The sequence below is a fragment of the Streptomyces canus 299MFChir4.1 genome, assembly GCF_000383615.1.
Taxonomy (GTDB): domain Bacteria; phylum Actinomycetota; class Actinomycetes; order Streptomycetales; family Streptomycetaceae; genus Streptomyces; species Streptomyces canus_C.
The window spans coordinates 593,996-618,979 of sequence record NZ_KB911584.1; the positions used below are offsets into that span (position 1 = coordinate 593,996).

The following is a 24,984-nucleotide window of genomic DNA, read 5'->3' on the forward strand; positions in this document are numbered from 1 at the left end:
GTGGGGCAATACAACACATACCCGGGCATGCGTGAGCACACCAGGAGACACCGCAGGAGAAGGTGCGGCAGAGCCAGTCTAATAAAGGTGTTCCCGCTGTCTAGCCTTTCATTGCATCAATCTTCAGCGGATGTACTACGGATTTCGCAGGCATCAGCATCATGTTTCGGATCCTCGGCCTGCTGAGAGGCGGGTTCCTCCTGGGAAAGCTCCTCCCCCAGCAGCCGCTCGGCGGCGCCGCGGTGCAGCTGAGCGGCCGCGGGATCGCCGAGGCGGTCCAGCGTGTCCGCGAGCCGCAGCTGGAGCGCGGCCAGCAGCCGGACGTCCTCGGCGCGGCGGGCGCACTCCACGGCCTCCTGGCAGGTGCGCAGCGACTCCTCGGGGTGTCCGGCGTACTCCTGGACCCGGGCGAGTTCGCTCAACGCCCGTGCGTGGGCCGCGACATCGCCCTCCTTGCGGTGTCCGGCGAGCGCGGCCCGCCAGTTCCTGACCGCCTCGCCGTAGTGGCCCGCACAGGTGTGCGCGGCGGCGATACGGCCGTACAGCCGGGCGGCCTCCGCGCGCTCGTCCCGGGCCAGACGCTGGGCGAGAGCCCGGCCGAACCAGTCGGCGGCCCGGTCGTAGTCCCCGAGCTCCAGATGCGCGCCGCCTACGGATTCCATCGCGCGGCAGGTCGCGTACGGGTCGTTCGCCTCCCGTCCGGCGTCCAGGGCCGCCCGATAGCGCGTGAGCGCCTCCCGGGTGCGGCCGGTCTGGGCGTCCAGGTCGGCGAGGTTCAGCAGGGCGGCGGCCTTCTCGCGGGGCAGGCCGCGCCGCTCGGCCACGTCCAGGACGAGGCCGTGGATGCCGTAGAGGTCGGGGGCGGCGGCCTTCATGCCGAAGTGGGCCACCATCGTGCGCACGAGCTGCGACATCAGGCGCCGGGCCAGGGTGTCCAGCTCCCCGTCGGCGACCGCGAGGCGGGCCGCGGCGAGCAGGGCCGGCCTGCGGATGCGCAGCCAGTCCTCGGCGGCCCGGGGGGTCGGGAAGCGCACCGAGTTCGGCATGGCCTGAAGCTTCTCGCGGGCGTCGGGACTGTCCGTCTCGGTGATCGCGCGGGAGGACTGCAGCAGCCGTACGGTCCGCTCCAGCATGCGGGCGCGGGCCAGCTGGAGCTCGGCCGGGCGGTCCTGGGTGTCGGCGAGGGCCTTGAGCAGGGGGTACAGACAGCCGGGGACCTCGTACTGCGGCAGCGGTGAGTCCACGGCGTGCAGCAGACCGAGCCCGACGAAGTCGTCCAGCGTGGAGCGGGCACCGCTCACCGAGCAGCCGGCGAGCGCGGAGGCGGTGTGCGGGTCGAGGAGGCCGGCGGGGGCGAGGGAGAGCAGGCGCAGGGTCCGGGCGGCCGCGGCGGGCAGGGAGGTGTAGACGAGCTTGAAGACCCGGCTGAGCGGGCTCCCTTCGTCACTCTCCGCATGCAGTTGCTTGGCCAGATCGGAGACGGCCGCCTTGGGCCGGGCGGCGAGCCAGCCCCCGGCCAGCATCAGCGCGGCGGGGTGGCCCTGGCACTCCTCGACGAGCCCCTCGGCGGCACGGGGGTCGACGGTGATCCGGACCGACCCGGTGTGCCGGGACAGCAGTTCCAGCGCGGACTTGGTGTCGAGCCCGCCGAGGGTGCACGGGCGGACGTCCGCGATCCCGGTCAGCGGACCTCCCGACACGGCCACGACCAGGCACTCCGGGGTATCCGGAAGCAGGGCGTCCACTTGTTCCGCGGCCACCGCGTCGTCGAGCAGGAGCAGTGCGCGACGCTCGGCGAGGGCCTCGCGCAGCACCGCCGTGAGGTCGTCCTCTGCGGCTCCGGCGGGTGCCCGTACGTCGAGCGCTGAGAGCAGTTCCCGGGCGGCGTTCCCGACCGGTACGGGGGTGCCGTCGGGCTCGCTCAGCCGGACGCGCAGCACCCCGTCGTCGTAACGGTCAGCGACCACCCGGACGAGTTCTTCGGCGAGTGCGGTACGGCCGGACCCGGGGCGCCCCGCGATGAGCAGCACGCGCGCGCGGGGGGCTTTTCTGCCGGAGAGCGTGTCGAGTCCCGCCCGCTCGATGTCGGCGCGCAACTCCTTCAACTCCCGTGTCCGACCCAGGAATCGGTCCTCGCCGGACAACCGTACGCCGCCTGCGTCCACCGCCTGATCCGTCACGGGCCACACTCCCGTCCCACCGCACGCGCAAAGCCCGCCGGTGACCCCGGTTCGGGCACCAAAAGCCTAGTTCACGCTCTGCAACGTTCCTGGCGGAGCGCGGCGGTGGGGGCCGGAGAGTCCCCTGATCGGATCAACGGTTCATAGGATCGCCGGGTTCGGCAGCACCGGCGGCAGGGGCGCGGGGCTGTGTCGATTTGCGGCTCCGCCGCGGGGCGCGACTAGCCACGACGCGACCGTCACCCCGCGACGGACCGCACCCCGAACGGCGAACCCCGCAGAAACTCAAGCCTCAAAAGGCCGCGCCGGCCACTCCGCCTCAGCCGCCCGCAACTGGTCCAACCCGCCGGAGGCCCGCGCGGCGACCAACGACAGGACCCCCACCACAAGGCAGTTGTTGTGCAGCTCCCCCGCCAGCACTCCCCGCACCAACTCCGCGACCGGCACGCGCGCGTACTCCAGGTCGATCTCCTCGTGCTCGACCTCGAAGCGCTTGCCGTCGGCCTCGGACAGCCCCCGGGCCAGGAAGATCCGGATCGCCTCGTCGCAGCCGCCCGGCGAGGTGTAGACATCGGTCAGCACCCGCCAGTCCTCCGCCTTGACGTGGGCCTCCTCGTACAACTCGCGCTGGGCCGCGTGCAGCGGGTTCTCACCGGGCACGTCCAGCAGCCCCGCCGGGATCTCCCACAGCTTCTGCCGTACGGGGTGCCGGTACTGCCGGATGAGCAGGACCCGGTCCTCGTCGTCGAGGGCGAGGACGCCCACCGAGCCCGGGTGGACCTGGTAGTCGCGGCCGACCACCGACCCGTCGGGCATGACCACCTCGTCCGTGCGGACGGAGGTCTTGTTGCCCACGAAGGGGGTCTTCGTCGCCCGGATCTCCCACTCCTCCGGGGTGTCCTCGATCGTCATGCCCTGTCCTTCCCCACGTGCGCAAAAGAAGCCGGGACGCTCGCTCTTTGAATGCGCGCGCCCCGGCCACCGTACAACTGTCGTGCTAGTTGGAACTCTGCCGCTCCACCGCCGCCTTCACCAGGCCGGCGAACAGCGGATGCGGCCTGGTCGGACGCGAGCGCAGCTCGGGGTGGGCCTGCGTGGCGACCAGGTACGGGTGGACGTCGCGCGGGTACTCGACGTACTCGACGAGCTTGCCGTCCGGCGAGGTGCCGGAAAACAGGATGCCCGCCTTCTTTTCGAGCTCGGCGCGGTAGGCGTTGTTGACCTCGTAGCGGTGCCGGTGCCGCTCCTCGACGTACTCCTTGCCGTCGTACACCTCACGGACGATGGAGCCCTCGGCGAGCTTGGCCGGGTACATGCCGAGCCGCATGGTGCCGCCCATGTCGCCCTCGCCGGCGACGATGTCGAGCTGCTCGGCCATGGTGGAGATGACCGGGTGGCCGGTGGCCGAGTCGAACTCGGTGGAGTTGGCGTCCGGGATGTCGGCGAGGTTGCGCGCGGCCTCGATCACGATGCACTGCAGGCCGAGGCAGAGGCCGAGCAGCGGGATCCTGTTCTCGCGGGCGTACTTGATCGCGCCGACCTTGCCGAGCACACCGCGGTCGCCGAAGCCGCCCGGGATGCAGATGCCGTCGACGTCCTCGAGCTGCGCCTTGGCGCCGGCCGGGGTCTTGCAGTCGTCGGAGGTGACCCACTTGATCTTGACGCGGGCCTTGTTGGCGAAGCCGCCCGCGCGCAGCGCCTCGGTGACCGAGAGGTAGGCGTCGGGCAGGTCGATGTACTTGCCGACCAGGGCGAGGGTGATCTCGTGGTCGGGGTTGTGGACGCGGTCGAGCAGGTCGTCCCAGGTCGTCCAGTCCACGTCCCGGAACGGCAGGTCCAGCTTGCGAACGACATAGGCGTCCAGGCCCTCGCCGTGCACGGTCTTCGGAATGTCGTAGATCGATCGGGCGTCGGGGCAGGCGACCACGGCGGCCTCGTCGACGTCGCACATCAGCGAGATCTTGCGCTTGATGGCGGTCGGGACCTCGCGGTCGCAGCGCAGCACGATGGCGTCCGGCTGGATACCGATGTTGCGCAGGGCCGCAACCGAGTGCTGGGTCGGCTTCGTCTTCAGCTCTCCCGACGGGCCGATGTACGGCAGGAGGGAAATGTGGACGACGAAGACGTTGTCACGGCCGACCTCGTGACGGACCTGGCGGACCGTCTCCAGGAACGGCAGCGATTCGATGTCGCCGACCGTGCCACCGACCTCGGTGATGACGACATCGACCTCGTCGGTCGCCATACGCCGGATGCGGTGCTTGATCTCGTTGGTGATGTGCGGGATGACCTGCACGGTGTCGCCCAGGTACTCACCGCGCCGCTCCTTGGCGATCACCGTGTTGTAGACCTGGCCGGTGGTGACGTTGGCGGAGCCGTCGAGGTCACGGTCGAGGAAGCGCTCGTAGTGGCCGATGTCCAGGTCGGTCTCGGCGCCGTCGTTGGTGACGAACACCTCACCGTGCTGGAAGGGGTTCATCGTGCCCGGGTCGACGTTGAGGTACGGGTCGAGCTTCTGCATCACGACGCGCAGGCCCCGCGCCTTGAGCAGCATGCCAAGGCTGGAGGCGGTCAGCCCCTTGCCGAGCGAGGAGGCGACACCCCCAGTGACGAAGATGTGCTTGGTCGTCGTGGCTGTGCTGTTTCGAAAAGCAGCGGTCATGGCCAAGAGGGGGCTCCCGTGGTCGCGATCTTGAGGTGCGGTTCGGGGGTCAGACGCCCACCGGTCCACGGGCTACCAGGGTATCAGCGCCTCGGGGAGATGGCTTCCGGCCACGCTCCGCACACACACGGACACGGACCCGCACGAACGCACCCGCTTCTCACCCGTTGCTCACCCGTTCGGCCCAGCCGCGTTGTCCGGAGCGGCACACAGATCATCTACGTGCGTCGTATCCTGCTCGGACACTCACTGCCGAGCCCGGCCGGAAACTCGGGACCACCCCCACCCGTAAGTGCCGGAACAACGAGAGCTCGTCAGTTCGTTGAGCAACAATTGTCGTTTTGCCTCACAGCGGCAGGACTGTTTTGCTTCACCGCTCAACGACGCATTACAACGACCCCCTTGACCGCACCAAGCGACAGCCCCCTTTCCTTCAGGGGGTGACGTGGCCGTTCGACTGGAGTTGCACGTGGCCGGGCGCATCGAAGACTACGCACTCATCGGAGACATGCAGACCGCAGCCCTGGTCTGCCGGGACGGCACGGTGGACTGGCTGTGCCTGCCCCGCTTCGACTCGCATGCCATCTTCGCCGGCCTGCTGGGCACCGAGGAACACGGCTTCTGGCGGCTCGGCCCCGCGCACGCGGCCGACGCCGAGCCACCCACCGCGGCCCGGCGCACCTACCGCGGCGACTCCCTGATCCTGGAATCCGAGTGGGACACCTCACGCGGCACGGTCCGGGTGACCGATTTCATGCCCCCGCGTGACGGCGCTCCCCAGCTCATCCGGATCGTGGAGGGCGTCTCGGGCCGCGTGCCCATGCGCTCGGCCCTGAGGATGCGCTTCTCGTACGGCCGTGTCGTGCCGTGGGTCCACAAGCACGAGGGGCGCACGGTCGCCGTGGCGGGCCCGGACTCGGTGTGGTTCGACACCGAGTGCGAGACGTACGGCAAGTCCCTGACGACGTACTCGGACTTCACGGTCGCCCCGGGTGACCGGATCGCGTTCACCATCTCCTGGGAGCCCTCGCACAAGCAGCCGCCCCCGCTCCCGGAGCCCGAGCAGTCGCTGGAGGCGACCGAGGACTTCTGGCGCGAGTGGGTCGAGCACTGCACGTACCACGGCCCGTACCGCGAGGCGGTGATCCGCTCGCTGATCACCCTCAAGGCGCTGACGTACGCCCCCACCGGCGGCATCGTCGCGGCCCCCACGACCTCCCTGCCCGAGGACATCGGCGGCGTCCGCAACTGGGACTACCGCTACACCTGGCTGCGCGACGCGGCCATCACCCTGTCCTCGCTGCTGCGCACCGGCTACCGCGAGGAGGCCCGCGCCTGGCGCGAGTGGCTCCTGCGGGCCGTCGCCGGCGACCCCGAGAACCTGCAGATCATGTACGGCATCGCGGGCGAGCGGGAACTGGGCGAGGCCGAGCTGGACTGGCTGCCGGGATACGAGAACTCCGCGCCGGTCCGGGTCGGCAACGGCGCCGCACACCAGCTCCAGCTCGACGTGTACGGCGAGGTCACCGAGGCCCTGCACCTGGCCCACATGACGGGCCTGTCCCGCAACGACTACGCCTCCCTGCTCCAGCTCAAGCTGATCCGCTACCTGGAGCAGCACTGGGACGAGCCGGACGAGGGCATCTGGGAGGTGCGCGGCCCGCGCCGCCACTTCGTGCACTCCAAGGTGATGGCCTGGGTCGCCGTGGACCGCACCATCAAGCTGATCGAGTCCGGAGACGCGGACGGCCCGCTGGAGAAGTGGCGCGAACTGCGCGACGACATCCACCGGGACGTGTGCGAGAAGGGCTACGACAAGGAACGCAACACCTTCACGCAGTCGTACGGCTCGAAGGAGCTGGACGCCTCCCTGCTGCTGATCCCGCAGATGGGCTTCCTGCCGCCGGACGACAAGCGGGTCATCGGCACCATCGAGGCGATCCAGCGCGAGCTGTCCACGTCGGACGGCTTCATCCTGCGCTACCCGACCACCAGCGGCGACGAGAACGTCGACGGCCTCCCCGGCGACGAAGGGGCCTTCCTGGCCTGCTCGTTCTGGATGGCGGACGACCTCGCGATGATCGGCCGCGTGGACGAGGCCCGCAAGCTCTTCGAGAAGCTGCTGGCCCTGCGCAACGACCTCGGTCTGCTCGCCGAGGAGTGGGACCCGCGTCTCAAGCGCCAGGTCGGCAACTTCCCGCAGGCCTTCAGCCACGTCCCGCTCATCGACACGGCCCTGCGTCTGACGGCGTCGGGGGCGTACGGCGGCTGAACCCGCACGAGTTCTTACGAGGCCGTGACGGCCCGCGGCCGAACAGGACCGCGGGCCGCTGCCCGCCTAGGCTGGGACCCATCAGCCCCTGCACGAAAGGGGGCGCCTCATGGCATCCCCGTCGAAGGCGGGCGCGGCACTCTCCGCGCTGCGCGAGGATCTCACCGGCGACGTGTTCGCCCCGGACGATCCGGGCTACGACGAGGCCCGGACCGTCTTCAACGCGATGATCGACCGCAGGCCCGCGGTGATCGCACAGTGCGTGGACGAGGACGACGTCGTACGGGCCGTGCGCTTCGGCCGTGACCTGGACCTGCCGATCGCGGTACGCGGCGGCGGGCACAGCGTGGCGGGCATGGCGGTCAACGACGGCGGTCTGGTCGTCGATCTGCGCCACATGCGCGCGGTCGTCGTCAATCCCGCGGCCGAGGCGGCCCGGGTCGCGGGCGGTGCCACGATGAGCGATCTGGACCGGGCCTGCGAGCCCCACCACCTCGCCACCACCGGCGGCCGGGCCTCGACCACCGGGGTCGGCGGCTTCGTCCTGGGCGGCGGCTCCGGATGGCTGGACCGCTGGTGCGGGCTGGCCGTCGACAACCTGCTCGGCGTCGACCTGGTCACCGCGGACGGCGAGCGGCTCCACGCGAGCGCCGAGGAGCACCCGGACCTGTTCTGGGCCCTGCACGGCGGCGGCGGCAACTTCGGCATCGCGACCGCGATCACCCTGAAGCTGCACCCGTTGCCCGAGTTCTCCATCGCGCTGTTGCTGTATCAGCCCGAGTTCGGCCCCGAGGTCGCGCGCACGTTCCGCGATGTGATCGCTGTGGGGCCCGACGAGGTGTCCGGCGGAGTGCTCTACTTCACCGCTCCGCCCGAGGAGTTCGTACCGCCGCACGTGGTCGGCACCCTGGTGTGCGGCGTCCTGCTGACGTACGTCGGCGGGGAGGCCGACCTGCGCAAGCTGGCCGAGCCTCTGCTGGCGCTGCCGCACGAGACGGAGATCGTCGGGACGATGCCGTACGCCGATGTCCAGTGCATGATCGACGACCCGCCGGGGATGCGGAACTACTGGTCCGCGGAGTACGTGACGGGCGCGCCGGACGACTTCCTCGATGTCTTCTGCGCCCGTGCGGACTCCCTGCCGGTGCCGACCGGCACCCAGCACCTGCTGCTGCCGCTGGGCGGGGCGATCGCCGAGGGGTCGCACGAGTTCCCGGTGCCGTACCGGGACGCGTCGTGGGCCGTGCATCCCTTCGGGATCTGGGAGGACCCGGCGGACGACGAGCGGTGCGTCCAATGGGTGCGCAACGTCCGCGCCGACGTCCGACCGTGGAGCACCGGCGCGGTCTACCTGAACTTCATCGGCGACGAGGGCACAGACCGCGTGGTGGAGGGCGTCGGCACGGAGAACACGCGCCGCCTGGCGGAGGTGAAGCACCGGTACGACCCGGACAACGTGTTCCGCTTCAACCACAACATCACGCCGGCCTGAGCGCCGCCGGCGTGCGTTCGCCGCCCGGGTCCCCCGCCGTCGCGGGCACGAGGGCGATCTCGTCGAGCCCGGCCTCCGCATAGGCGTAGACACGCACCCTCACGGCGTCCGGGCCGCCCACCAGTCCGACCGTGCCGGCGGCCGCCGCGGGCAGGGCCCGCACCAGGGTCTCCCGGTCCGCCCCGCTCGCGGCCAGCTCCACCGCCTCCCCGAAGCCCGCCCCGGCGAAGACCTCGCGGTAGCCCGGCACGGTCAGGTATCCGGCGATGCTGCCCAGGACCTGCGCGAGCGACCGCGGGTCGGGGTCGACGGCCGCCGGCAGCCAGGCGGCGAGCACGGGCGGCGTACGGCCCGCCTTCCGGGCCGCCGCGTCCAGCTCCGCGCGGAGCGCCCGCACCTGCTCCGGGGAGACCACGTCCAGCAGCATGCGGTCGGCGTGCGCGGCGGCCGTGGCGATCGCCCGCGGCCCGAACGCGGCGACGGTGAGCGGCCCGCCGGGCGGCGGCAGACGGCGGGGGAAGGGGCTGCCGGGCACGACCGGTTCGCCCGGAGAAGCGTGCAGAAACCGTCGTACGGCCGCCGCCTGCTCCTCCAGTACGGCGGCGGGCCGCGCCCGGGGGCGATCGTGCACGCCCTCGACCACCCGCTTGCTGGACGTGCCCAGGGCCACCCCGACCGGGCGGCCGACCAGGGCCGCGACCGAGGCGGCACCGCGGGCCGTGCTGTACGGGTCGCGCACGTTCACCGGGACCGGCCCAGCGGTCAGCGCGACCCGCTCGGTGGCCTGTCCGATCGCGGTGGCGAGGACGAAGGAGTCCCACGTCGGGCCCTCCCCCGCCCACGCCTCCCGGTACCCGAGCCGGTCGGCTGTCACCGCCACCCTGAGCGGCTCCTCGACCGGACTGTCGTCCTCCCGTGCCACGGCCACCACGCTGAAGTCCATGCGCGGCCGCTACCCCGCCGCGCCACGGCGCACGCCTCGGGTAGCGTCCGGCTCATGGACAGCGGCACGAACAGCGGTTTCGACACCCAGGGCGCCGGGATCACCGTGCAGCGCGCGCTGGAGCTGCCCGGTCTGCGCAGCGGGCTCCCGGAGATCCTCGCGGGCGCGGACCGGCTGCACCGGACCGTGCGCTGGGTCCACGCGGGCGAGGTACCGAACATCGCCTCCCTGCTGAAGGGCGGCGAGCTGCTGCTGACCACCGGCTACGGGCTCGGCACCCGTCCGGCCGAACAGCGCGCGTTCGTGCGCACCCTGGCCGAGCGCGGCATCGCGGCCCTGGTCGTCGAGCTCGGCCCGCGTTTCACGCGGCTGCCCGCGGCCCTCGTCGACACGGCCCGCGCGACCGGCCTGCCACTCGTCCAACTGCACCGCGAGGTGCCGTTCGTGGCCGTCACCGAGGAGATCCACACCGAGATCGTCAACGGCCACTACGCGCTGCTCCAGCGGGCCGAGGAGGTGCACCACCGCTGTACCGAGGCCCTGCTGGGCGGTGGCGGCATCCCGCAGGTCCTCGGCATCCTGGCCGACTTCAGCGGCAACCCGGTCTTCCTGGAGACGACGGACGGGCAACTCCTGTACGCGGCCGGGGAGGGCCCCGAGGGCGCCGACCCGCTGCAGGTCTGGGAGGGGCTGCGGGGCCAGCACAAGGACACCCCGCCGTCCGGCTCGGCTCTCGTGGACGTGCCCGGGGGCGGGCCCGGTGCGGGTTCGGTACGGGCGCGGCTGGTCCTGCTTCCGGTACGGGCCCCGCTGGCCCCCGTGCACCGCATGGCGGCCGAGCGCGCGGCGGGCATCCTGGCCGTCGTCCTGATGCAGGCCCGCCAGGAGGAGGAGCTCGCGGCCCGCGGCCGCGGCGACTTCCTGACCGACCTCGCCGAGGGCCGCATCACCCCGGAGGACGCGCCGGCACAGGCGCGCGTGCTGGGCTTCAAGCCGGGCACCGGCCCGCTGCTGCCGGTGGTGATGCGGCTCGGCGACGCTCTCGCGCCCGGCGGCGGCTGGGCGGTGCTGGCCCGGGCGGTGTCCGAGGAGCTGGCCTCGGTCGGCGTGCCGGTCCTGCTGGGCGTACGACCCGTCGAGGGCCGGGTGCTGGTCCTGCTCGGCCTGCGCTCGGAGTCGGAGCGGTCGGCGGTCGCGGACCGGGTCGCGGCGGCGCTGCGGGCGGGTGTGGAGCGGGCCGGGATGCAACGCCCGGGCGCCCAGCCGCCGGTCGTGGTCGTCGGCGTCGCCGGCGGCTGGGCGGCGGCCTCGGCGAGCCTGCGGCACGCGGCCGAGACGGCGACGGCGGCGCAGGGCCTGTCGGACCGCCCCTGGTACGACGCCCGCCGCCTCGACATCGACCTGCTGCTGTGGCGGCTGCGCGACCACCCGGACCTCGCGGCCTTCGTGGACCGCGCCATCGGCCCGCTGCGCGCCCACGACGACCGCTCCAAGCCGCCCCTGCTGCCGACCCTGCAGACCTATCTGGCGCACGCGGGCCGGAAGGCGGAGACGGCCCGTGAGCTTCATCTCAACCGGCAGACCCTCTACAACCGCCTCGCCCGCATCGGCGAGTTGCTGGGCACGGACCTCGACGACCCGCAGACGGTACTGGCGTTGAGCCTGGCACTGCGGGCACGCCGGCACGTCCCCTAGCTCGCTTCAGGCAGGCTTTCAGATGAGCGGCAGGGGCTGGGTCAACTCGTCGTAGACACTGAGCACTTGCGCCACGGTCTCGTCCTCGGTCGGCCAGGTCGCCGCCTGCCGCACCCCTCGCTCCTTCAGCAGCTCCCGGCGCTCGGGATCACCGAGCAGCCGTACGACGGCGTCTGCGAGCGCCTCCGGGTCGCCGTACGGGACGAGTTCGGCCGCGTCGCCGACGAGTTCGGGGATGCCGCCGACCTCGGTCGCGACGAGCGGCACACGCGCGTGGAGGGCCTCCTGGGCGAGCACCGAGCGCGCCTCCCAACGGCTGGGCAGGAGCGCGAGATCGGCGGCGGTGAGCAGTTCGGAGATGTCGTCGCGCCGTCCGAGGAGCCGAACCGGCAGCCCCTCGTCCTCGATACGGCCCTGCAGGACCGCCCGCAGGTGTCCCTCCCCCGCGACGACGACCAGGGGCACGGGGTCGAGAAGGCGCCACGCGCGGGTGGCGTCCAGCAGCGTCTCGTAGCCCTTGTGCCGCTCCAGGGCGCCCACCGCCACCAGCAAGGGCCGCCCGATGGCGCCGAGTTCGGCCCGCACCTTGGGCCGCAGCCGGTCGGGATCCTCCTGCTCGACGACTGCGCGCGGCCCGGGCAGGGCGACGGCGGCGAGCCGCGCGTCCCGGGCGCCGGTCCTGCGGGCCCGGTCCACGAGCGCGGAGGTGGACCCCAGCACCACGGAAGCCGCCTTCACGACCCGCCGTTCCAGAAGGCGCACGAAATGGGCCCGCGCCCCCTCGGCGTACGCCCGGTCGTGCCAGGTGACGACGAGCGGGGTCCGGCGCCCGCTGAGCGCGAGCACGGCGCGGAACGAGGCGTGCAGCCCGTGCGCGTGCACCAGATCGGCGTCCGCGCACGCCGCCCGCAGCACGGCCACGGAGGTCGGGTCGCTGCTGCGCGGCACGTGCACGTGTTCGGCACCGGCCCCGGAGAAGTCGTAGGAGCGATCCGCCTCAGCCGGGGCGCACACCGTGACCCGCACGCCCCGCGCGACGAGCCCCGAGGTCAGGGAGCGCACATGCGCGCTACTGACGGCATTGCCTCCGCCCAGCACCTGCACGGTGCGCAGCGGCGACTGGCCGTGCGGTGAGTGGCTGCTCACGGGGGTCACGTGGCCGGGCTCCTGGTTCGGGTCGGGCGGTCACGAGGAAACGTACAGAAGGTGTCGAGCGGAGGGGTGTACCGCGCGCTTCCTACGCGTGATGGGTTCTCTGCCAAGGATGCCAGGACGTACGGGTGTTCCGTGCATGCGGAGAATGGGGGAAGGGTGTGTGCGGCGAGTCGGGGTCACTCACAAGAGTGACGGGACCCCTCTTCCGACCTCAAGGTGGGCCGCAGCCGACACACGACTCACCTGATCCCCGCAGACAGCCGCGGCGACCACTGCGGCAGCGTGCAGAACAAGCCCCACCCTCCCGTTTCCGGCGACGACAGCCGCTCCCAACGCCGCCCCCAGAGCGTGCGCCCCCACATCCCCGATCATCACGCGCTCGGAGAGGTCGTCCGGCAGCACGGCGACCGCCGCGCCCACGGCCACGGCGGCCAGCTCCGACCGCGCCATCCCGGGCGCCCCGAGCGCGACCACCGCACCGGCCGCCCGGCCGGGCCGTACGTCCACGAGGTTGACGAAGTGCGCGGCCCCGGCGATCACCACACCCGCGAGCGCCTTGTCGACGACCCTCTCCTTCATCAGCGCGCCCGCGACCAGCCCGGCCGCCGAGATCCCGAACAACTTGACGGCCCCGCTGGTGACTTCGCCGTCCCGCAGCGCGCCCAGATGTGCCCGGAACCCCCGTTGATGGTCCCCGGCGAGGTCGTCGTACGCCCCGCAAAGCCCGGCGAGCGCGACGGCCATCCCCGCTGCGGGCCGCACCCGTCCCGCGCCCAGGGCCACCGCCAGGGCGGCCGCGGGCCCGGCGTACAACTCGACCGTCCGCCCGGCGTAGTTCTTCCGCTCCCACCGCTCCCGCCCGCCCGGCGCCTTGGCGCGCAGGGCGGCCATGCCGGCGCGCGTCAGGGCGGCGGTGAGTCCCAGGGACGTACCCCTCACGCGTCCGCCCTGGCGGTGGCCAGCAACTCCTCCGCGTGCGCCCGGGCCGTCTCCGAGTCCTCCTGCCCTGCGAGCATCCGGGACAGCTCGCGCACCCGCTCCTCGCCCTCCAGCACCTTCACACCGGAGCGGGTGACGGACCCGTCGTTGGTCTTCTCGACCAGCAACTGCCGGTCGGCGAAGGCCGCGACCTGAGGCAGGTGGGTCACCACCACGACCTGCGCGGTCTTCGCGAGCCTCGCGAGGCGCCGCCCGATCTCGACCGCCGCCTTGCCGCCGACACCGGCGTCGACCTCGTCGAAGAGGTACGTCGGCACCGGGTCCGTCCCGGCGAACACGACCTCGACGGCCAGCATCACGCGCGAGAGCTCACCGCCGGACGCGCCCTTGGCGATGGGCCGCGGCGGCGCACCCGGATGCGGGGCGAGCAGCAACTCGACCTCGTCCACGCCGGCCGGTCCGTAGGCGACCGCGCGGCCGCCGACCTCCACGCCCTCCGGGTCCTCGGTCTGCCGGATGGCGAAGGACACGCGCGCGTGGGGCATCGCCAGCGAGGCCAGCTCTGCCGTCACCGCCGCCGCAAACCTCTCCGCGGCCTCCGTTCGCGCATCCGTCAGCGCCTGCGCCAGCCCGCCCAGTTCGGCCCTGAGCGCGTCCCGCTCGGCGGTCAGCTCGTCGATCCGCTCGTCGTCGCCGTCCAGTTCGGTGAGTCGCGCGGCGCTCTGCTCGGCCCACGTGATCACGGCGGCCACGTCCTCGCCGTACTTCCGCGTCAGCGCGGTGAGCGCGGCCCGCCGCTCCTCGACGGCCGACAGCCGCAGCGGATCGGCGTCCAGGTCGTCGGCGTATCCCGCGAGCTCCCCGGCCACATCACCCAGCAGGATCCCGATCTCCCCGATCCGGTCGGCGAGCGCGGCCAGGGCGGGGTCGTACGACCGCACGGCCTCCAGAGCCCGCTGAGCGCCCGCCACGAGCGTCGCCGCGTCGATCCCCTCGGGGTCCTCGGGGTTCCCGGCGAGGGCGGAGTGAGCGGCCGTGGCCGCGGACGACAGCGCCTCGGCATGGCCCAGCCGCTCCGCCTCCTCGGCCAGCTCGACGTCCTCACCGGCCCGTGGCTCCACGCCGGCGATCTCGTCGAGCCCGTACCGCAGCATGTCGGCTTCCTGGGCCCGCTCACGCGCGCGCGTGACGATCTCGTCCAGCTCGACGGAGACGGCCCGCAGCCGCCGGTAGGCCTCCGTGTACTTGGCCAACGGCACGGCGACGGCGTCCCCCGCGTACCGGTCGAGCGCCTGCCGCTGCCGGTTCAGCTTGAGCAACCCCTGCTGGTCCGTCTGCCCGTGGACGGCGACCAGCTCGTCGGCGAGCTCCGCGAGCACTCCCACGGGCACCGACCGTCCGCCCAGATGCGCCCGGGACCGCCCCTCGGCGGAAACGGTACGGCTGATCAACAGCGCCCCGTCGTCGAGCTCCGCCCCGGCCTCCTCGGCCCGTACGACGACGGAGTCGCCCGGGGACACGGTGATGCGCCCCTCCACGACGGCCTTCTCGGCCCCGATCCGCACGAGCGCCGCGTCAGCCCGCCCACCGAGCAACAGCCCCAGGCTGGTGACCACCATGGTCTTGCCCGCACCCGTCTCACCCGTGACAGCGGTGAACCCGGGCGACAGCTCGACGACGGCGTCATCGATGACTCCGAGCGACCGTATCCGCATCTCTTCCAGCACGGTGAAGACCTTACGAGGTCGGGGCGGGCGAGTGCGAGGTGCCCTTGTCACTCGGGCGAGTGTCAGGCTTTTAGGGGCGCGGGGCTGTATCGATTTGCGGCTCCGCCGCGTGGGCGCGAGAAGCCCCACCGGCTCGCAGCGGCCCACGCTCCGCAACCACCCCCCACGGTCGGCTAGTGAGGCGCCCCCCGCCACCCAGAAACAGGCAACGCGAACTTCGCCACAAGCCGATCCGTGAACGAAGCGTGATGCAGCCGAGCCAACCGCACCGGCACAGCCCCCCGCCGAACCTCCACCCGAGCCCCCGGCGGCAGCTCAAAGGTCCGCCGCCCGTCACACCACAACACCCCCGGCGGAATGTGCGGCAACAACTCCACGGCCAGCACAGAGTTCGGTGAAGTAACCAACGGCTTCGCGAACAGCGCATGCGCGGAGATCGGCACCATCAACAGCGCCTCGACCTCGGGCCACACCACAGGCCCACCCGCCGAGAAGGCGTACGCCGTGGACCCGGTGGGCGTGGACAGCACGATCCCGTCACATCCGAAGCCCGTCACCGGCCGCCCGTCGATCTCCAGCACGACCTCAAGGAGCTTCTCGGCACCCGCCTTCTGCACGGCGGCCTCGTTCAGAGCCCAGTCCGTGTGGACGATGTCCCCGTTCCGGTGAACGACGACGTCGACGGTCATCCGCTCCTCGACCTCGTACGCCTTGGTCACCACCCGGTCGACAACCTTGTCGAGATCGTCCCGCTCGGCCTCCGCGAGGAATCCGACACTGCCGAGGTTGACGCCTAGCATCGGCACCCCGGACGCGCGGGCGAACTCGGCGCCGCGCAGCAGCGTCCCGTCACCGCCGAGCACGATGAGCAGCTCGCACCCTTCGAGGCACTGCGGAGTCGCCTCCTTGACCAGTTCCACCTCGGGCGGCAGCGGCAGGTCGGCGGCCTCGTACTCCAGGACGCGCACGCCGATCCCGGAGCGCATCAGCCCCTTCACGACCAGCTCGGCACTGCGAATGGCCGCGGGCCGCCCGGTGTGGGCGAGCAGGAAAACAGTACGAGCTCGGTTCTGGCTCAACGCGGCCCCTCCGCCACTGCACGGTCGACATCGGCCGGGTCCAGGGCGGGGGCCCCGGCACGCAGCCACAGAAAGTATTCGACATTGCCCGAGGGTCCGGGCAACGGACTGGCCGTGACACCCTTCACTCCGAGCCCGAGTTCCCCCGCCTTCTCGGCCACTTGGCGCACGGCCTCCGCCCGCAGCTGCGTGCTCCGTACGACTCCCCCGCTGCCCAGCCGTTCCTTCCCCACCTCGAACTGCGGTTTCACCATCATCACCAGATCGGCGTCCGGCTTCACGCACCGCACCAGGGCGGGCAGTACCAGTCCGAGCGGGATGAAGGACAGATCCCCCACGACAAGATCCACTGGTTCCCCATCGATCGCTTCGAGCGTCAACTCGCGTACGTTCGTACGGTCCTTGACGGTGACGCGTTCATCGCTCTGAAGAGACCACGCGAGTTGTCCGTAACCGACGTCGACGGCGACCACGTGCGCGACCCCCGCCCGCAGCAGCACATCGGTGAAGCCGCCGGTGGAGGCGCCGGCGTCCAGCGCCCGCCGCCCCTCGACGGCCAGCCCCTGCGGCACGAACGCCTGAAGGGCGCCCGCGAGCTTGTGCCCGCCCCGGGACACGTAGTCGGGATCGCCGTCGTCGCTCTGCACCACGATCGCGGCCGCCGTCTCCACCTGGGTGGCGGGCTTGGTCGCGACGGTCTTGCCGACGGTGACCCGGCCGGCCGCGATCAGCTGGCTGGCGTGCTCACGCGAGCGCGCGAGCTTCCGCCGGACCAGCTCCGCGTCCAGCCGACGGCGTGCGACTCCTGCCACGTTCGGTTCAGCTCCTAGTGCCATACGAGGGTGAGGGCGTTCTCTGGTCGTACGAGGGTGAGGGCGCCGGAGGTCCCGGGCGGGCGTCGAGCGCGGTGAGCGCGTCGCGCAGCCCCCGGTGTACATCCTCGTACACCTCCATGTGCCCGTCCGTGGCGAGGTGGTCGGCGTCGCCGAGCCGCTCCAGCCGGGCGTCGACCTCGGCGTCGCCGGTGGGGGTGCGGGGCACGTTCAGAGGCGCGGGGGCGGCGGGGTCGTGCTCGGGGTCGACCGCGACCTCTTGTGAAGGCTCTGGAACAGCGTCGCTCATGCCCAGACGCTACCTCGAACCGCTGGGGTACCGTCGATCGCGATGGCCACGATCGAGGAGTGCCGCGCCGCACTCGAGAAGCTCTCCGACAACATGCACAACGCCGAGGGGGACGTCGCCACGGCGGCGGCCATGGACCGCTCGGTGAGCTGCCGTATCACCGATCTCGACGTCACCTTCGCCGGTCGGATGACGGGCGGCCGGATCGTGGTGCGGGACACGATCCAGGGCCCTCCGAAGGAGAAGGCCCAGATCAGACTGACCATGGCGGGCGACGACCTGGTGGCGCTGGTGAACGGCGAGCTGAACTTCGCCAAGGCCTGGGGTTCGGGCCGGCTGAAGCTGGAGGCGGGACTCAGGGACCTGTTCCAGCTCAGGAAGCTTCTGTAGCGACCACGCGCGCGCGTGCCTTGCGCGCGGCCGGCACCACCAGCGGGGTTCCCGTCTCCGGGTCGTCGATCACCTGGCAGCGCAGTCCGAAGACCTCCTCGACCAGCTCGGCCGTGACGATGTCGTTCGGGGCGCCCTCGGCGATGATCTTCCCGCTCTTCAGCGCGATGAGATGCGTGGCGTACCGGGCCGCGTGGTTGAGGTCGTGCAGGACGGCGACCAGGGTGCGGCCCTGCTCCTCGTGCAGTTCGGCACAGAGGTCCAGGACGTCGATCTGGTGCTGGATGTCGAGGTAGGTCGTCGGCTCGTCCAGGAGCAGCAGCGGGGTCTGCTGGGCGAGCGCCATCGCGATCCACACCCGCTGCCGCTGACCGCCGGACAGCTCGTCGACGTACCGCTCGGCGAGTTCCGCGACCCCGGTCTGCCGCATGGACTCCTGTACGACCCGCTCGTCCTCGGTCGACCACTGGCGCAGGATGCCCTGGTGGGGGTATCGCCCCCGGCCGACCAGGTCGGCGACGGTGATCCCGTCCGGCGCGATCGACGACTGCGGGAGCAGACCCAGAGTGCGGGCGACCTTCTTCGCCGGCATCGACTGGATGACCTGCCCGTCGAGCAGGACCTTGCCCTGGCTGGGCTTGAGCATCCGCGAGAGGGCCCGCAGAAGCGTGGACTTGCCGCACGCGTTGGGGCCGACGATCACCGTGAAGGACTGGTCGGGTATCTGCACCGACAACTGCTCGGCGATGACCCGCTGGTCGTAGGCGAGGGTGACGGTGTCGGCGGACAGGCGGTTCACGGTGCTCCTCGGGTTGTTCAGTCCGCTGGTGAGAGTGGTCTCGGCGCTCATATCCGACCCGCCCTGCGCTCGGTGACCAGGAGCCACAGCAGGTAGACGCCGCCGAGGACTCCGGTGACCACGCCGACGGGCAGCTGGTCCGCGCCGAAGACCTTCTGGGAGACCCAGTCGGCGGTGACCAGGAGAGTGGCGCCCATGCACAGGGACGGCAGCAGGTTGGGGCCGGGTGAGCGGGTGAGGCGGCGGGCCAGCTGTGGCGCGGTGAGCGCGACGAAGCTGACCGGTCCTGCGGCCGCGGTGGCGGCGGCGGTGAGCAGGACGGCGGCGACCAGGAGCAGCAGCCGTACGCGCTCGACGCGTACCCCGAGCGCGCCCGAGACGTCGTCGCCCATCTCCATCATCCGGAGGCCGCGGCTGTTGGCGAGGACGAGCGGGACGAGGACGGCGCACAGCCACAGCAGCGGCCAGACCTGCGTCCAGTCCCGGCCGCTGAGGGAGCCGGTCATCCAGACGACGGCTTGGGCCGCCTCGGTGAGCGTGGACCTGGTCAGCAGATAGCCGTTGACCGCCGTGACGATCGCGGAGACGCCGATGCCGACCAGGACCAGCCGGTATCCGTGCACCCCCTGCTTCCAGGCGAGCAGATAGATGGCGAGCCCGGTCACCAGCCCGCCCACCAGCGCGCCCAGGGTGATCTGGGTCGCGCTCCCGGGGAACAGCACGATCATCGTGAGCGCCCCGGCCGTGGCCCCCTGGCTGAGGCCCAGCACGTCCGGACTGCCCAGCGGATTCCGGGAGACGGCCTGGAACAGCGCACCCCCGAGCCCGAGCGAGGCACCGACCAGGAGCCCGACGAGGACCCGCGGCAGCCGCAGTTCGTTGACGATGAACTCCTGCCCGGCGTTGCCGTGCCCGAACAGCGTCTTCAGTACATCCCCCGCGGGGATCGGGAAGTCGCCGGTACCGATCAGCACGACGCTCGCGGTGAGCGCGGCGAGCAGGATCAGGGCGACGACCACGGTGGCGCGCACGTCCAGCCGGACGGAGAGCCCCCCGGGCGTCCTGATGGCACGGTTGGTCCTCACAGCTGCGCCGTCCTCCGCCGTCGTACGAGAAAGATGAAGACCGGCCCGCCTATGAGCGCGGTGACGATGCCGACCTGGAGCTCCGCGGGCCGGGCCACGATCCGCCCGATGACGTCGGAGCCCAGCAGCAGCACGGGCGACAGGATGGTCGCGTACGGCAGGATCCAGCGCAGGTCGGGGCCGGTGAAGGAGCGCACGATGTGCGGCACCATCAGGCCGACGAACACGATCGGTCCGCACGCGGCGGTCGCGGCCCCGCACAGCACGGTCGCGGAGAGCATGGCCAGCGCCCGGGTGCGGTTGAGGTGGGCGCCGAGGGCCTTGGCGGTGTCGTCGCCCATCTCCATGGCGTTGAGCGGCCGGGCGAGCGCGAGGGCGAGGAGTGAGCCGGTCGCGAGGAACGGCAGCACCTGGAGGATGGTCGAGTTGTTCGCCGAGGACAGCGAACCGACCGTCCAGAAGCGCATCTTGTTCAGCGCCTGGTCGTCGGTGATCATCACGGCCTGGAGATAGCCGTACAGCGCCGCGCTGATCGCCGTACCGGCCAGCGCGAGCCGCACCGGGGTGGCACCCCGGCTGCCGCCCAGGAACCAGACCAGGGCGCCGACAGCGGCCGCGCCGAGGAAGGCGAACCACACATAGCCGCTGAGCGAGGTGACGCCGAAGAAGGTGATCGCGGTGACGACCGCGGCGGACGCGCCCGCGTTGATGCCGAGCAGCCCGGGGTCGGCCAGCGGATTGCGGGTGAGGGCCTGGAGCACCGCCCCGGACAGGCCGAGCGCGGCGCCCGCGAGCAGCCCGAGCAGGGTCCGCGAGAGCCGGTCGGCCACCACGACGTCGCCGTAGGTCCCCGTGTCCTGGAACAGTCCGTGCCAGACCTGCCCGGCGGACAGCCCTTTCGCCCCGACCGCGATGCTCGCCATCGCGACGAGTACCAGGATCACGACGGACACCAGGAGCCCAAGGACTCGTATCGCCCGGCGGGTTGGGGGCGCGGGGGCGGTCTCCGCGCGCTGTTCGGGAGGACTGTCGACCAACACGCAGTTAGGTTAGCCTACCCTGCTAACGAGCCACGATCCCGAGGGCCGAACCCACCGGGGCGCCCACGCGACCGGTGGCTCACAGTGGACCGGTGGGTCACAGCCCCAGCCTGGCCAGCGCCTTCCCCGCGTCCAGCTCGCACACACCCTCTCCGGCCGCCGTCCAGGCCGCCGCGCACAGCGCCCGCAGCCCGTCCAGAGCCTCGCCGTCACCGTCGAGTTCCAGCCGCTCCCGGCCTGCCTTCGCCATCCATCCCCCGCACCGGAAGCCCTCTCCCGCCTCGGTGACCTCGGGCTGCCCGGTGAGCATGCCCCGCAGGTCGGCGTCCACATAGGTCGGCCGGTGCTGCGGCGGCGCGGCCAGCAGCTGGGGGCCGTCGGTGACGCCGGTGAGGACGAGCAGCGAGTCCACCTCACCGTTGAACGCGCCCTCGATGTCGGTGTCCAGCCGGTCCCCGACCACCAACGGCCGCTCGGCGCCGGTCCGCAGGATCGTCTCCCGGTGCATGGGAGGCAACGGCTTGCCCGCGACCTGTGGCTCGGCACCGGTCGCGATCCGCACGACCTCCACCGCCGCGCCGTTGCCCGGCGCGATCCCCCGCCCGCTCGGAATCGTCAGGTCGGTGTTGGAGGCGAACCAGGGCACCCCGCGCGCGACGGCGTAACTCGCCTCGGCGAACCGCCCCCAGGGCAGGTCCGGCCCACCGAAGCCCTGCACGACGGCCGCCGGATCGTCGTCCGCCGACTCCACGGGCTCCAGCCCCCGCTCGCGCAGGGCCACCCGCAGCCCCTCGCCACCGATGACGAGCACCCGCGCCCCGGCCGGCACCTGCTCGCTGATCAGCCGCGCCACCGCCTGGGCGGAGGTGATGACGTCCTCGGCCCCCGTCGGTATCCCCAGCTCGGTGAGGTGCTCGGCCACGGCATCGGGCGTACGCAGCGCGTTGTTGGTGACGTAGGCGAGGTGCATACCCCCCTCACGCGCGGTGGCGAGCGACTCGACGGCGTGCGCGATCGCGTTCCCACCCGCGTACACCACCCCGTCGAGATCGAGCAGCGCGGTGTCGTACGCCTCGCTCAGGGCCTGCCCACTGCCCTCGGGCCTCGTCCTTACGCGCTGGCTCATTCCGCATCGCTCCTCGTTCGACGGCTTTCCCCCGATCATCCCCCATGGCACCGACACCCGTACGATGCCGGGATGAACACAGCAGGTCACCCGGAAGCAACAGCGCGCCGAGGCCTGGAACTCACCCCGTTCCGAGGCCTGCGCTACGACCCCGACCGGGTCGGCAGCCTGGCCGCCGTGACATCACCGCCGTACGACGTCGTGGTCCGCCCCGACGGCCTGCACCAGCTCCAGTCCAACGACCCGTACAACATCGTCCGGCTGATCCTCCCGCAGGCGACGACACCCGCCGAACGCAACGAACAGGCGGCCCGCACCCTGCGCGACTGGCTCTCCGAGGGCATCCTGGCCGCCGACGCGGAACCCGGCCTGTACGTCTACGAACAACAGGACGGCGCCGGCCTGCTCCAGCGCGGAATCATCGGCATCCTGCGCCTGTCGGAGCCGTCGGAGGGCGTCGTCCTGCCCCACGAGGACGTCATGCCGCACGTCGTCGCCGACCGGGCGGCCCTCATGCGCGCCACCTCCGCGAACCTGGAGCCCCTGCTCCTCACCTACCGCGGCAACGGCACGGAGTCCGTCACGACGACCGCGATCGAACGCACGGCCGAGCAGCAACCGCTCCTCGCCACCACCACCGAGGACGGCTACCGCCACCGCCTGTGGTCGATCACCGACCCTGCCGAAGTGGCCCGTATCCAGTCGGACCTGACCCTGCACCAGGCCCTCATCGCCGACGGCCACCACCGCTGGGCGACCTACCGCCGGCTCCGCGCGGAGCACCCCTCCCCCAGCCCCTGGGACCACGGCCTGGTCCTCCTGGTCGACACGGCCCGCTACCCCCTGCGCGTCCGAGCCATCCACCGCCTCCTGCACGAGATCCCGGTGTCCCGGTCCCTGGCGCTCCTCGACGACCTCTTCCGCGTACGACGCCTCGACGTGCCCCTGGCCGAGGCCCTGGACACCCTCGCCGACGCGGCCTGTGCGGGCAACGCCTTCCTCCTCGCCGGCGACGGCGACTTCCACCTGGTGGACCGCCCGGACCCGGACCTGCTGTCCCGCACTATCCCCGCGGACCGCCCCGCCGCCTGGCGCACCCTGGACGCCACGGTCCTGCACGCCACGCTCCTCGCCCACGTCTGGCACATCCCCGAGGACGACCCCGCCCGTATCGCCTACATCCACGACACGGCCGCCACGGTCGAGAAGGCGGAACGCGACGGCGGCACGGCGGTCCTGATGCACCCGGTCCGCGAGGAGGTCGTCCGCGACCTCGCCCGCCAGGGCGTCACGATGCCCCGCAAGTCGACGTCGTTCGGTCCGAAGCCGGCGTCGGGCCTGGTCCTGCGCGCACTGGACGTATGACGCACAAAGGGGCGGGATCCCAGGATCCCGCCCCCTGCTCATGGCTCATCGACCGCTTAGGTCAGTCCTTGAGGTCTCCCTCGTCACCCTCGTCGACTTCGTCGATCTCTACGACCTTCTCAGCGGCCTCAGTGACACCCGCGTCCTCGGTCTCGGTCTCGGTCTCGGTCTCAGCCTCGTCCTCATCCTCAAGCTCGTCCTCGGCGAAGGCGTCCACGAACTCGACCCCGTCCAGCTCGGCGAGCCGGTCGGAGGCGTCCGTGCTGCCGTCCTTGTCGGACTCGATGGCCTTGGCGAACCACTCGCGCGCCTCGTCCTCCCGACCTGCCGCGAGCAGCGCGTCGGCGTAGGCGTACCGCAGTCGCGCGGTCCACGGCTGCACCGAGTTGGAGGCCAGCTCGGGGCTCTGCAGCGTCACGATGGCCGCGTCCAGCTGCCCCATGTCACGCCGGGCACCGGCGGCGACGAGCCGCATCTCCACCTGGCCGGCCTTGTCGAGCTTGTGCACCTCGGGCGCCCCGGCCATGTCCAGCGCCTTCTCCGGCCGCCCGAGCCCCCGCTCGCAGTCGGCCATGACAGGCCACAGCTCCACGTGCCCGGTCATCCGCCGCGCGGCCCGGAACTCGGCGAGCGCCTCGCTGTACTTCTGGTTGGCGTACGCCGCGAACCCGGCCGCCTCGCGTACGGCGGCGACACGCGACGCCAGCCGCAGGGCCACCTTGGAGTAGCCGTAAGCGCCCTCGGGGTCCTCGTCGATGAGCCGGGCGACCATCACCAGGTTCTTGGCGACATCCTCCGCGAGCCCCTTCGGCAGGCTCTGCAGCTCCTGCCGTACGTCCTTGTCGATCTCCTCGCCCGTGACGTCCTCGGGGATCGGCAGCCGCTTGATCGGCTCACGATCGCGCTCCCGCTCGTCGCGGAAACGGCTGCCACCGCCACGCCGGTCGTCGCCACCGCGCCGGTCGTCCCGCCCACGGAAGCCACCGGGCCGTCCACCACGGTCGTCCCTACGGGGCCCACCGCTTCCACCACGGTCGTCACGGCGGAAGCCACCGCGATCCCCACCACCACTGCGGTTGTCGTCACGGCGGAAGCCACCACGGTCGTCGCTGCGGCGGTCGTTGTCACGGCGGAAGCCGCCGCGGTCGCCGCGGTCGCCGCGGTCGTCGCCACGGCGGTCATCGCGACGGTCGTCACGGCGCGGGGCGTAGCCGCTGCCGCGGTTGTCGTCACGGCGCGGGGCGTAGCTACCGCCGCGGTTGTCGTCCCGGCGGAAACCACCGCGGTCGTCACGACGCTCTACGCGCTCGCCGCCACGGTCCCCACGCTCTCCGCGGTCGTCACGACGGAAGGCAGGCCGGTCATCGTCACGCCGGAACCCACGGTCACGGTCGTCCCGGCGAGGCCCAGCCGGCCGGTCATCGCGACGGAACGGAGGACGAGCCCCACGATCCCCACCACGGTTGTCACCACGGTCGTCGCGGCGGAAGCCACCGCGATCCCCACCACCACTGCGGTTGTCGTCGCGACGGTCGTCACGGCGTGCGTAACCACCACCGCGGTTGCCGCCACGGTCGTTCCCACCCCGGTCGTTGTCGCGGCGGAAGCCGCCGCGCTCCCCCCGGGAGCCTCGATCGCCGCGGTCACCACTGTCCCGTCGCTGGTCGCGCTCCGGTCGGTCGTCGGGAGAGTTGGTGGACATGGTGACTCCTGTCTTCGGCACTGCAAGCATTCTAAAAACAAAAGGACCCCTGGTCCCAGCTGAACGCTGGGACCAGGGGTCCTCCAAAGATTGTTCGGCGGTGTCCTACTCTCCCACAGGGTCCCCCCTGCAGTACCATCGGCGCTGTAAGGCTTAGCTTCCGGGTTCGGAATGTAACCGGGCGTTTCCCTCACGCTATGACCACCGAAAC

20 protein-coding genes, 1 rRNA gene and 1 pseudogene are annotated in these 24,984 nt (G+C 71.8%); 5 read left to right on the forward strand and 17 right to left on the reverse strand.

Annotated elements, in window-relative coordinates; genetic code table 11:
* Positions 1-116: 116 nt before the first annotated feature.
* The 3 genes from H293_RS0110800 to H293_RS0110810 form a co-directional block, all read right to left on the reverse strand.
* The gene (locus H293_RS0110800) at positions 117-2,180 is read right to left on the reverse strand and encodes a tetratricopeptide repeat protein (protein WP_020117890.1); all 2,064 of its coding nucleotides are present in this window, start codon (positions 2,178-2,180) and stop codon (positions 117-119) included.
* Between the two features lie 285 nt (positions 2,181-2,465).
* A complete protein-coding gene (locus H293_RS0110805; protein ID WP_020117891.1) occupies positions 2,466-3,092 on the reverse strand; it encodes an NUDIX domain-containing protein in 627 nt (208 codons plus the stop codon).
* Positions 3,093-3,177: 85 nt separating this feature from the next.
* Entirely contained in the window at positions 3,178-4,842 is a 1,665-nt protein-coding gene (locus tag H293_RS0110810; RefSeq protein ID WP_020117892.1) for a CTP synthase, read from the reverse strand.
* Positions 4,843-5,311: 469 nt separating this feature from the next.
* Here H293_RS0110810 and H293_RS0110815 point away from each other — a divergent pair, with 469 nt between their 5' ends.
* The gene (locus H293_RS0110815; RefSeq protein ID WP_020117893.1) at positions 5,312-7,114 is read left to right on the forward strand and encodes a glycoside hydrolase family 15 protein; all 1,803 of its coding nucleotides are present in this window, start codon (positions 5,312-5,314) and stop codon (positions 7,112-7,114) included.
* Positions 7,115-7,223: 109 nt separating this feature from the next.
* Complete coding sequence (locus H293_RS0110820; protein WP_020117894.1) at positions 7,224-8,606, forward strand: FAD-binding oxidoreductase; 1,383 nt, start codon at positions 7,224-7,226, stop codon at positions 8,604-8,606.
* On the opposite strand, the gene H293_RS0110825 is transcribed toward H293_RS0110820, so the two are convergent.
* The gene (locus H293_RS0110825) at positions 8,593-9,549 is read right to left on the reverse strand and encodes an LLM class F420-dependent oxidoreductase (RefSeq protein ID WP_020117895.1); all 957 of its coding nucleotides are present in this window, start codon (positions 9,547-9,549) and stop codon (positions 8,593-8,595) included. The two genes, H293_RS0110820 and H293_RS0110825, sit on opposite strands and share 14 nt — an antisense overlap.
* Before the next feature lie 54 nt (positions 9,550-9,603).
* Here H293_RS0110825 and H293_RS0110830 point away from each other — a divergent pair, with 54 nt between their 5' ends.
* Positions 9,604-11,244, forward strand: a complete 1,641-nt coding sequence (locus H293_RS0110830; protein WP_020117896.1) for a PucR family transcriptional regulator — start codon at positions 9,604-9,606, stop codon at positions 11,242-11,244.
* Positions 11,245-11,262: 18 nt separating this feature from the next.
* On the opposite strand, the gene H293_RS0110835 is transcribed toward H293_RS0110830, so the two are convergent.
* The 6 genes from H293_RS0110835 to H293_RS0110860 all read right to left on the reverse strand — a co-directional run bounded on the left by H293_RS0110835 (position 11,263) and on the right by H293_RS0110860 (position 17,266).
* The gene (locus tag H293_RS0110835; RefSeq protein ID WP_020117897.1) at positions 11,263-12,399 is read right to left on the reverse strand and encodes a glycosyltransferase family 4 protein; all 1,137 of its coding nucleotides are present in this window, start codon (positions 12,397-12,399) and stop codon (positions 11,263-11,265) included.
* Positions 12,400-12,579: 180 nt separating this feature from the next.
* Positions 12,580-13,290, reverse strand: a complete 711-nt coding sequence (locus tag H293_RS0110840; RefSeq protein ID WP_259294454.1) for a hypothetical protein — start codon at positions 13,288-13,290, stop codon at positions 12,580-12,582.
* 44 nt (positions 13,291-13,334) lie between these two features.
* Positions 13,335-15,053, reverse strand: a complete 1,719-nt coding sequence (gene recN / locus H293_RS0110845; RefSeq protein ID WP_033415351.1) for a DNA repair protein RecN — start codon at positions 15,051-15,053, stop codon at positions 13,335-13,337.
* A gap of 185 nt (positions 15,054-15,238) precedes the next feature.
* Positions 15,239-16,144 carry an NAD kinase gene (locus H293_RS0110850; RefSeq protein ID WP_020117900.1) on the reverse strand — a complete coding sequence of 302 codons (906 nt, stop codon included), beginning with the start codon at positions 16,142-16,144 and terminating at the stop codon, positions 15,239-15,241.
* A complete protein-coding gene (locus H293_RS0110855; RefSeq protein ID WP_020117901.1) occupies positions 16,141-16,956 on the reverse strand; it encodes a TlyA family RNA methyltransferase in 816 nt (271 codons plus the stop codon). The genes H293_RS0110850 and H293_RS0110855 overlap by 4 nt, the downstream gene beginning before the upstream one ends.
* Before the next feature lie 7 nt (positions 16,957-16,963).
* A complete protein-coding gene (locus tag H293_RS0110860; RefSeq protein WP_020117902.1) occupies positions 16,964-17,266 on the reverse strand; it encodes a hypothetical protein in 303 nt (100 codons plus the stop codon).
* Positions 17,267-17,308: 42 nt separating this feature from the next.
* Between H293_RS0110860 and H293_RS0110865 the strand changes: the two genes are divergently transcribed.
* A complete protein-coding gene (locus H293_RS0110865; protein WP_020117903.1) occupies positions 17,309-17,656 on the forward strand; it encodes an SCP2 sterol-binding domain-containing protein in 348 nt (115 codons plus the stop codon).
* On the opposite strand, the gene H293_RS0110870 is transcribed toward H293_RS0110865, so the two are convergent.
* The 4 genes from H293_RS0110870 to H293_RS0110885 form a co-directional block, all read right to left on the reverse strand.
* Positions 17,640-18,506 (reverse strand): ABC transporter ATP-binding protein, encoded by an 867-nt coding sequence (locus H293_RS0110870; protein ID WP_020117904.1) that lies wholly within the window; start codon positions 18,504-18,506, stop codon positions 17,640-17,642. The genes H293_RS0110865 and H293_RS0110870 overlap by 17 nt on opposite strands.
* Complete coding sequence (locus H293_RS0110875) at positions 18,503-19,540, reverse strand: FecCD family ABC transporter permease (RefSeq protein WP_020117905.1); 1,038 nt, start codon at positions 19,538-19,540, stop codon at positions 18,503-18,505. Before H293_RS0110875 ends, H293_RS0110870 begins: the two co-directional genes overlap by 4 nt.
* Entirely contained in the window at positions 19,537-20,580 is a 1,044-nt protein-coding gene (locus H293_RS0110880) for a FecCD family ABC transporter permease (RefSeq protein ID WP_028807737.1), read from the reverse strand. The genes H293_RS0110875 and H293_RS0110880 overlap by 4 nt, the downstream gene beginning before the upstream one ends.
* Before the next feature lie 97 nt (positions 20,581-20,677).
* Positions 20,678-21,706 (reverse strand): HAD hydrolase-like protein, encoded by a 1,029-nt coding sequence (locus H293_RS0110885; protein WP_020117907.1) that lies wholly within the window; start codon positions 21,704-21,706, stop codon positions 20,678-20,680.
* Between the two features lie 72 nt (positions 21,707-21,778).
* Between H293_RS0110885 and H293_RS0110890 the strand changes: the two genes are divergently transcribed.
* Entirely contained in the window at positions 21,779-23,071 is a 1,293-nt protein-coding gene (locus tag H293_RS0110890; RefSeq protein WP_020117908.1) for a DUF1015 family protein, read from the forward strand.
* A 61-nt stretch (positions 23,072-23,132) separates the two neighbouring features.
* On the opposite strand, the gene H293_RS59145 is transcribed toward H293_RS0110890, so the two are convergent.
* From H293_RS59145 to rrf, 3 genes and pseudogenes are all read right to left on the reverse strand, one after another.
* A complete protein-coding gene (locus H293_RS59145) occupies positions 23,133-23,951 on the reverse strand; it encodes a tetratricopeptide repeat protein (RefSeq protein WP_199790150.1) in 819 nt (272 codons plus the stop codon).
* A 54-nt stretch (positions 23,952-24,005) separates the two neighbouring features.
* Positions 24,006-24,773: pseudogene (locus tag H293_RS61600) on the reverse strand (tetratricopeptide repeat protein); the annotation flags it as partial.
* Between the two features lie 92 nt (positions 24,774-24,865).
* Positions 24,866-24,982 (reverse strand): 5S ribosomal RNA (gene rrf, locus H293_RS0110905).
* Between the last annotated feature and the right edge of the window lie 2 nt (positions 24,983-24,984).

What these genes read in the sequence shown, in the direction of transcription:
- H293_RS0110805 (WP_020117891.1), bottom strand. Translation starts at nt 3,092, where the DNA reads ATGACGATCGAGGACACCCCGGAGGAGTGGGAGATCCGGGCGACGAAG.
- H293_RS0110810 (WP_020117892.1), bottom strand. Translation starts at nt 4,842, where the DNA reads ATGACCGCTGCTTTTCGAAACAGCACAGCCACGACGACCAAGCACATC.
- H293_RS0110820 (WP_020117894.1), top strand. Translation starts at nt 7,224, where the DNA reads ATGGCATCCCCGTCGAAGGCGGGCGCGGCACTCTCCGCGCTGCGCGAG.
- H293_RS0110825 (WP_020117895.1), bottom strand. Translation starts at nt 9,549, where the DNA reads ATGGACTTCAGCGTGGTGGCCGTGGCACGGGAGGACGACAGTCCGGTC.
- H293_RS0110830 (WP_020117896.1), top strand. Translation starts at nt 9,604, where the DNA reads ATGGACAGCGGCACGAACAGCGGTTTCGACACCCAGGGCGCCGGGATC.
- H293_RS0110840 (WP_259294454.1), bottom strand. Translation starts at nt 13,290, where the DNA reads ATGGCCGCCCTGCGCGCCAAGGCGCCGGGCGGGCGGGAGCGGTGGGAG.
- recN (WP_033415351.1), bottom strand. Translation starts at nt 15,053, where the DNA reads ATGCGGATACGGTCGCTCGGAGTCATCGATGACGCCGTCGTCGAGCTG.
- H293_RS0110860 (WP_020117902.1), bottom strand. Translation starts at nt 17,266, where the DNA reads ATGAGCGACGCTGTTCCAGAGCCTTCACAAGAGGTCGCGGTCGACCCC.
- H293_RS0110865 (WP_020117903.1), top strand. Translation starts at nt 17,309, where the DNA reads ATGGCCACGATCGAGGAGTGCCGCGCCGCACTCGAGAAGCTCTCCGAC.
- H293_RS0110870 (WP_020117904.1), bottom strand. Translation starts at nt 18,506, where the DNA reads ATGAGCGCCGAGACCACTCTCACCAGCGGACTGAACAACCCGAGGAGC.
- H293_RS0110885 (WP_020117907.1), bottom strand. Translation starts at nt 21,706, where the DNA reads ATGAGCCAGCGCGTAAGGACGAGGCCCGAGGGCAGTGGGCAGGCCCTG.
- H293_RS0110890 (WP_020117908.1), top strand. Translation starts at nt 21,779, where the DNA reads ATGAACACAGCAGGTCACCCGGAAGCAACAGCGCGCCGAGGCCTGGAA.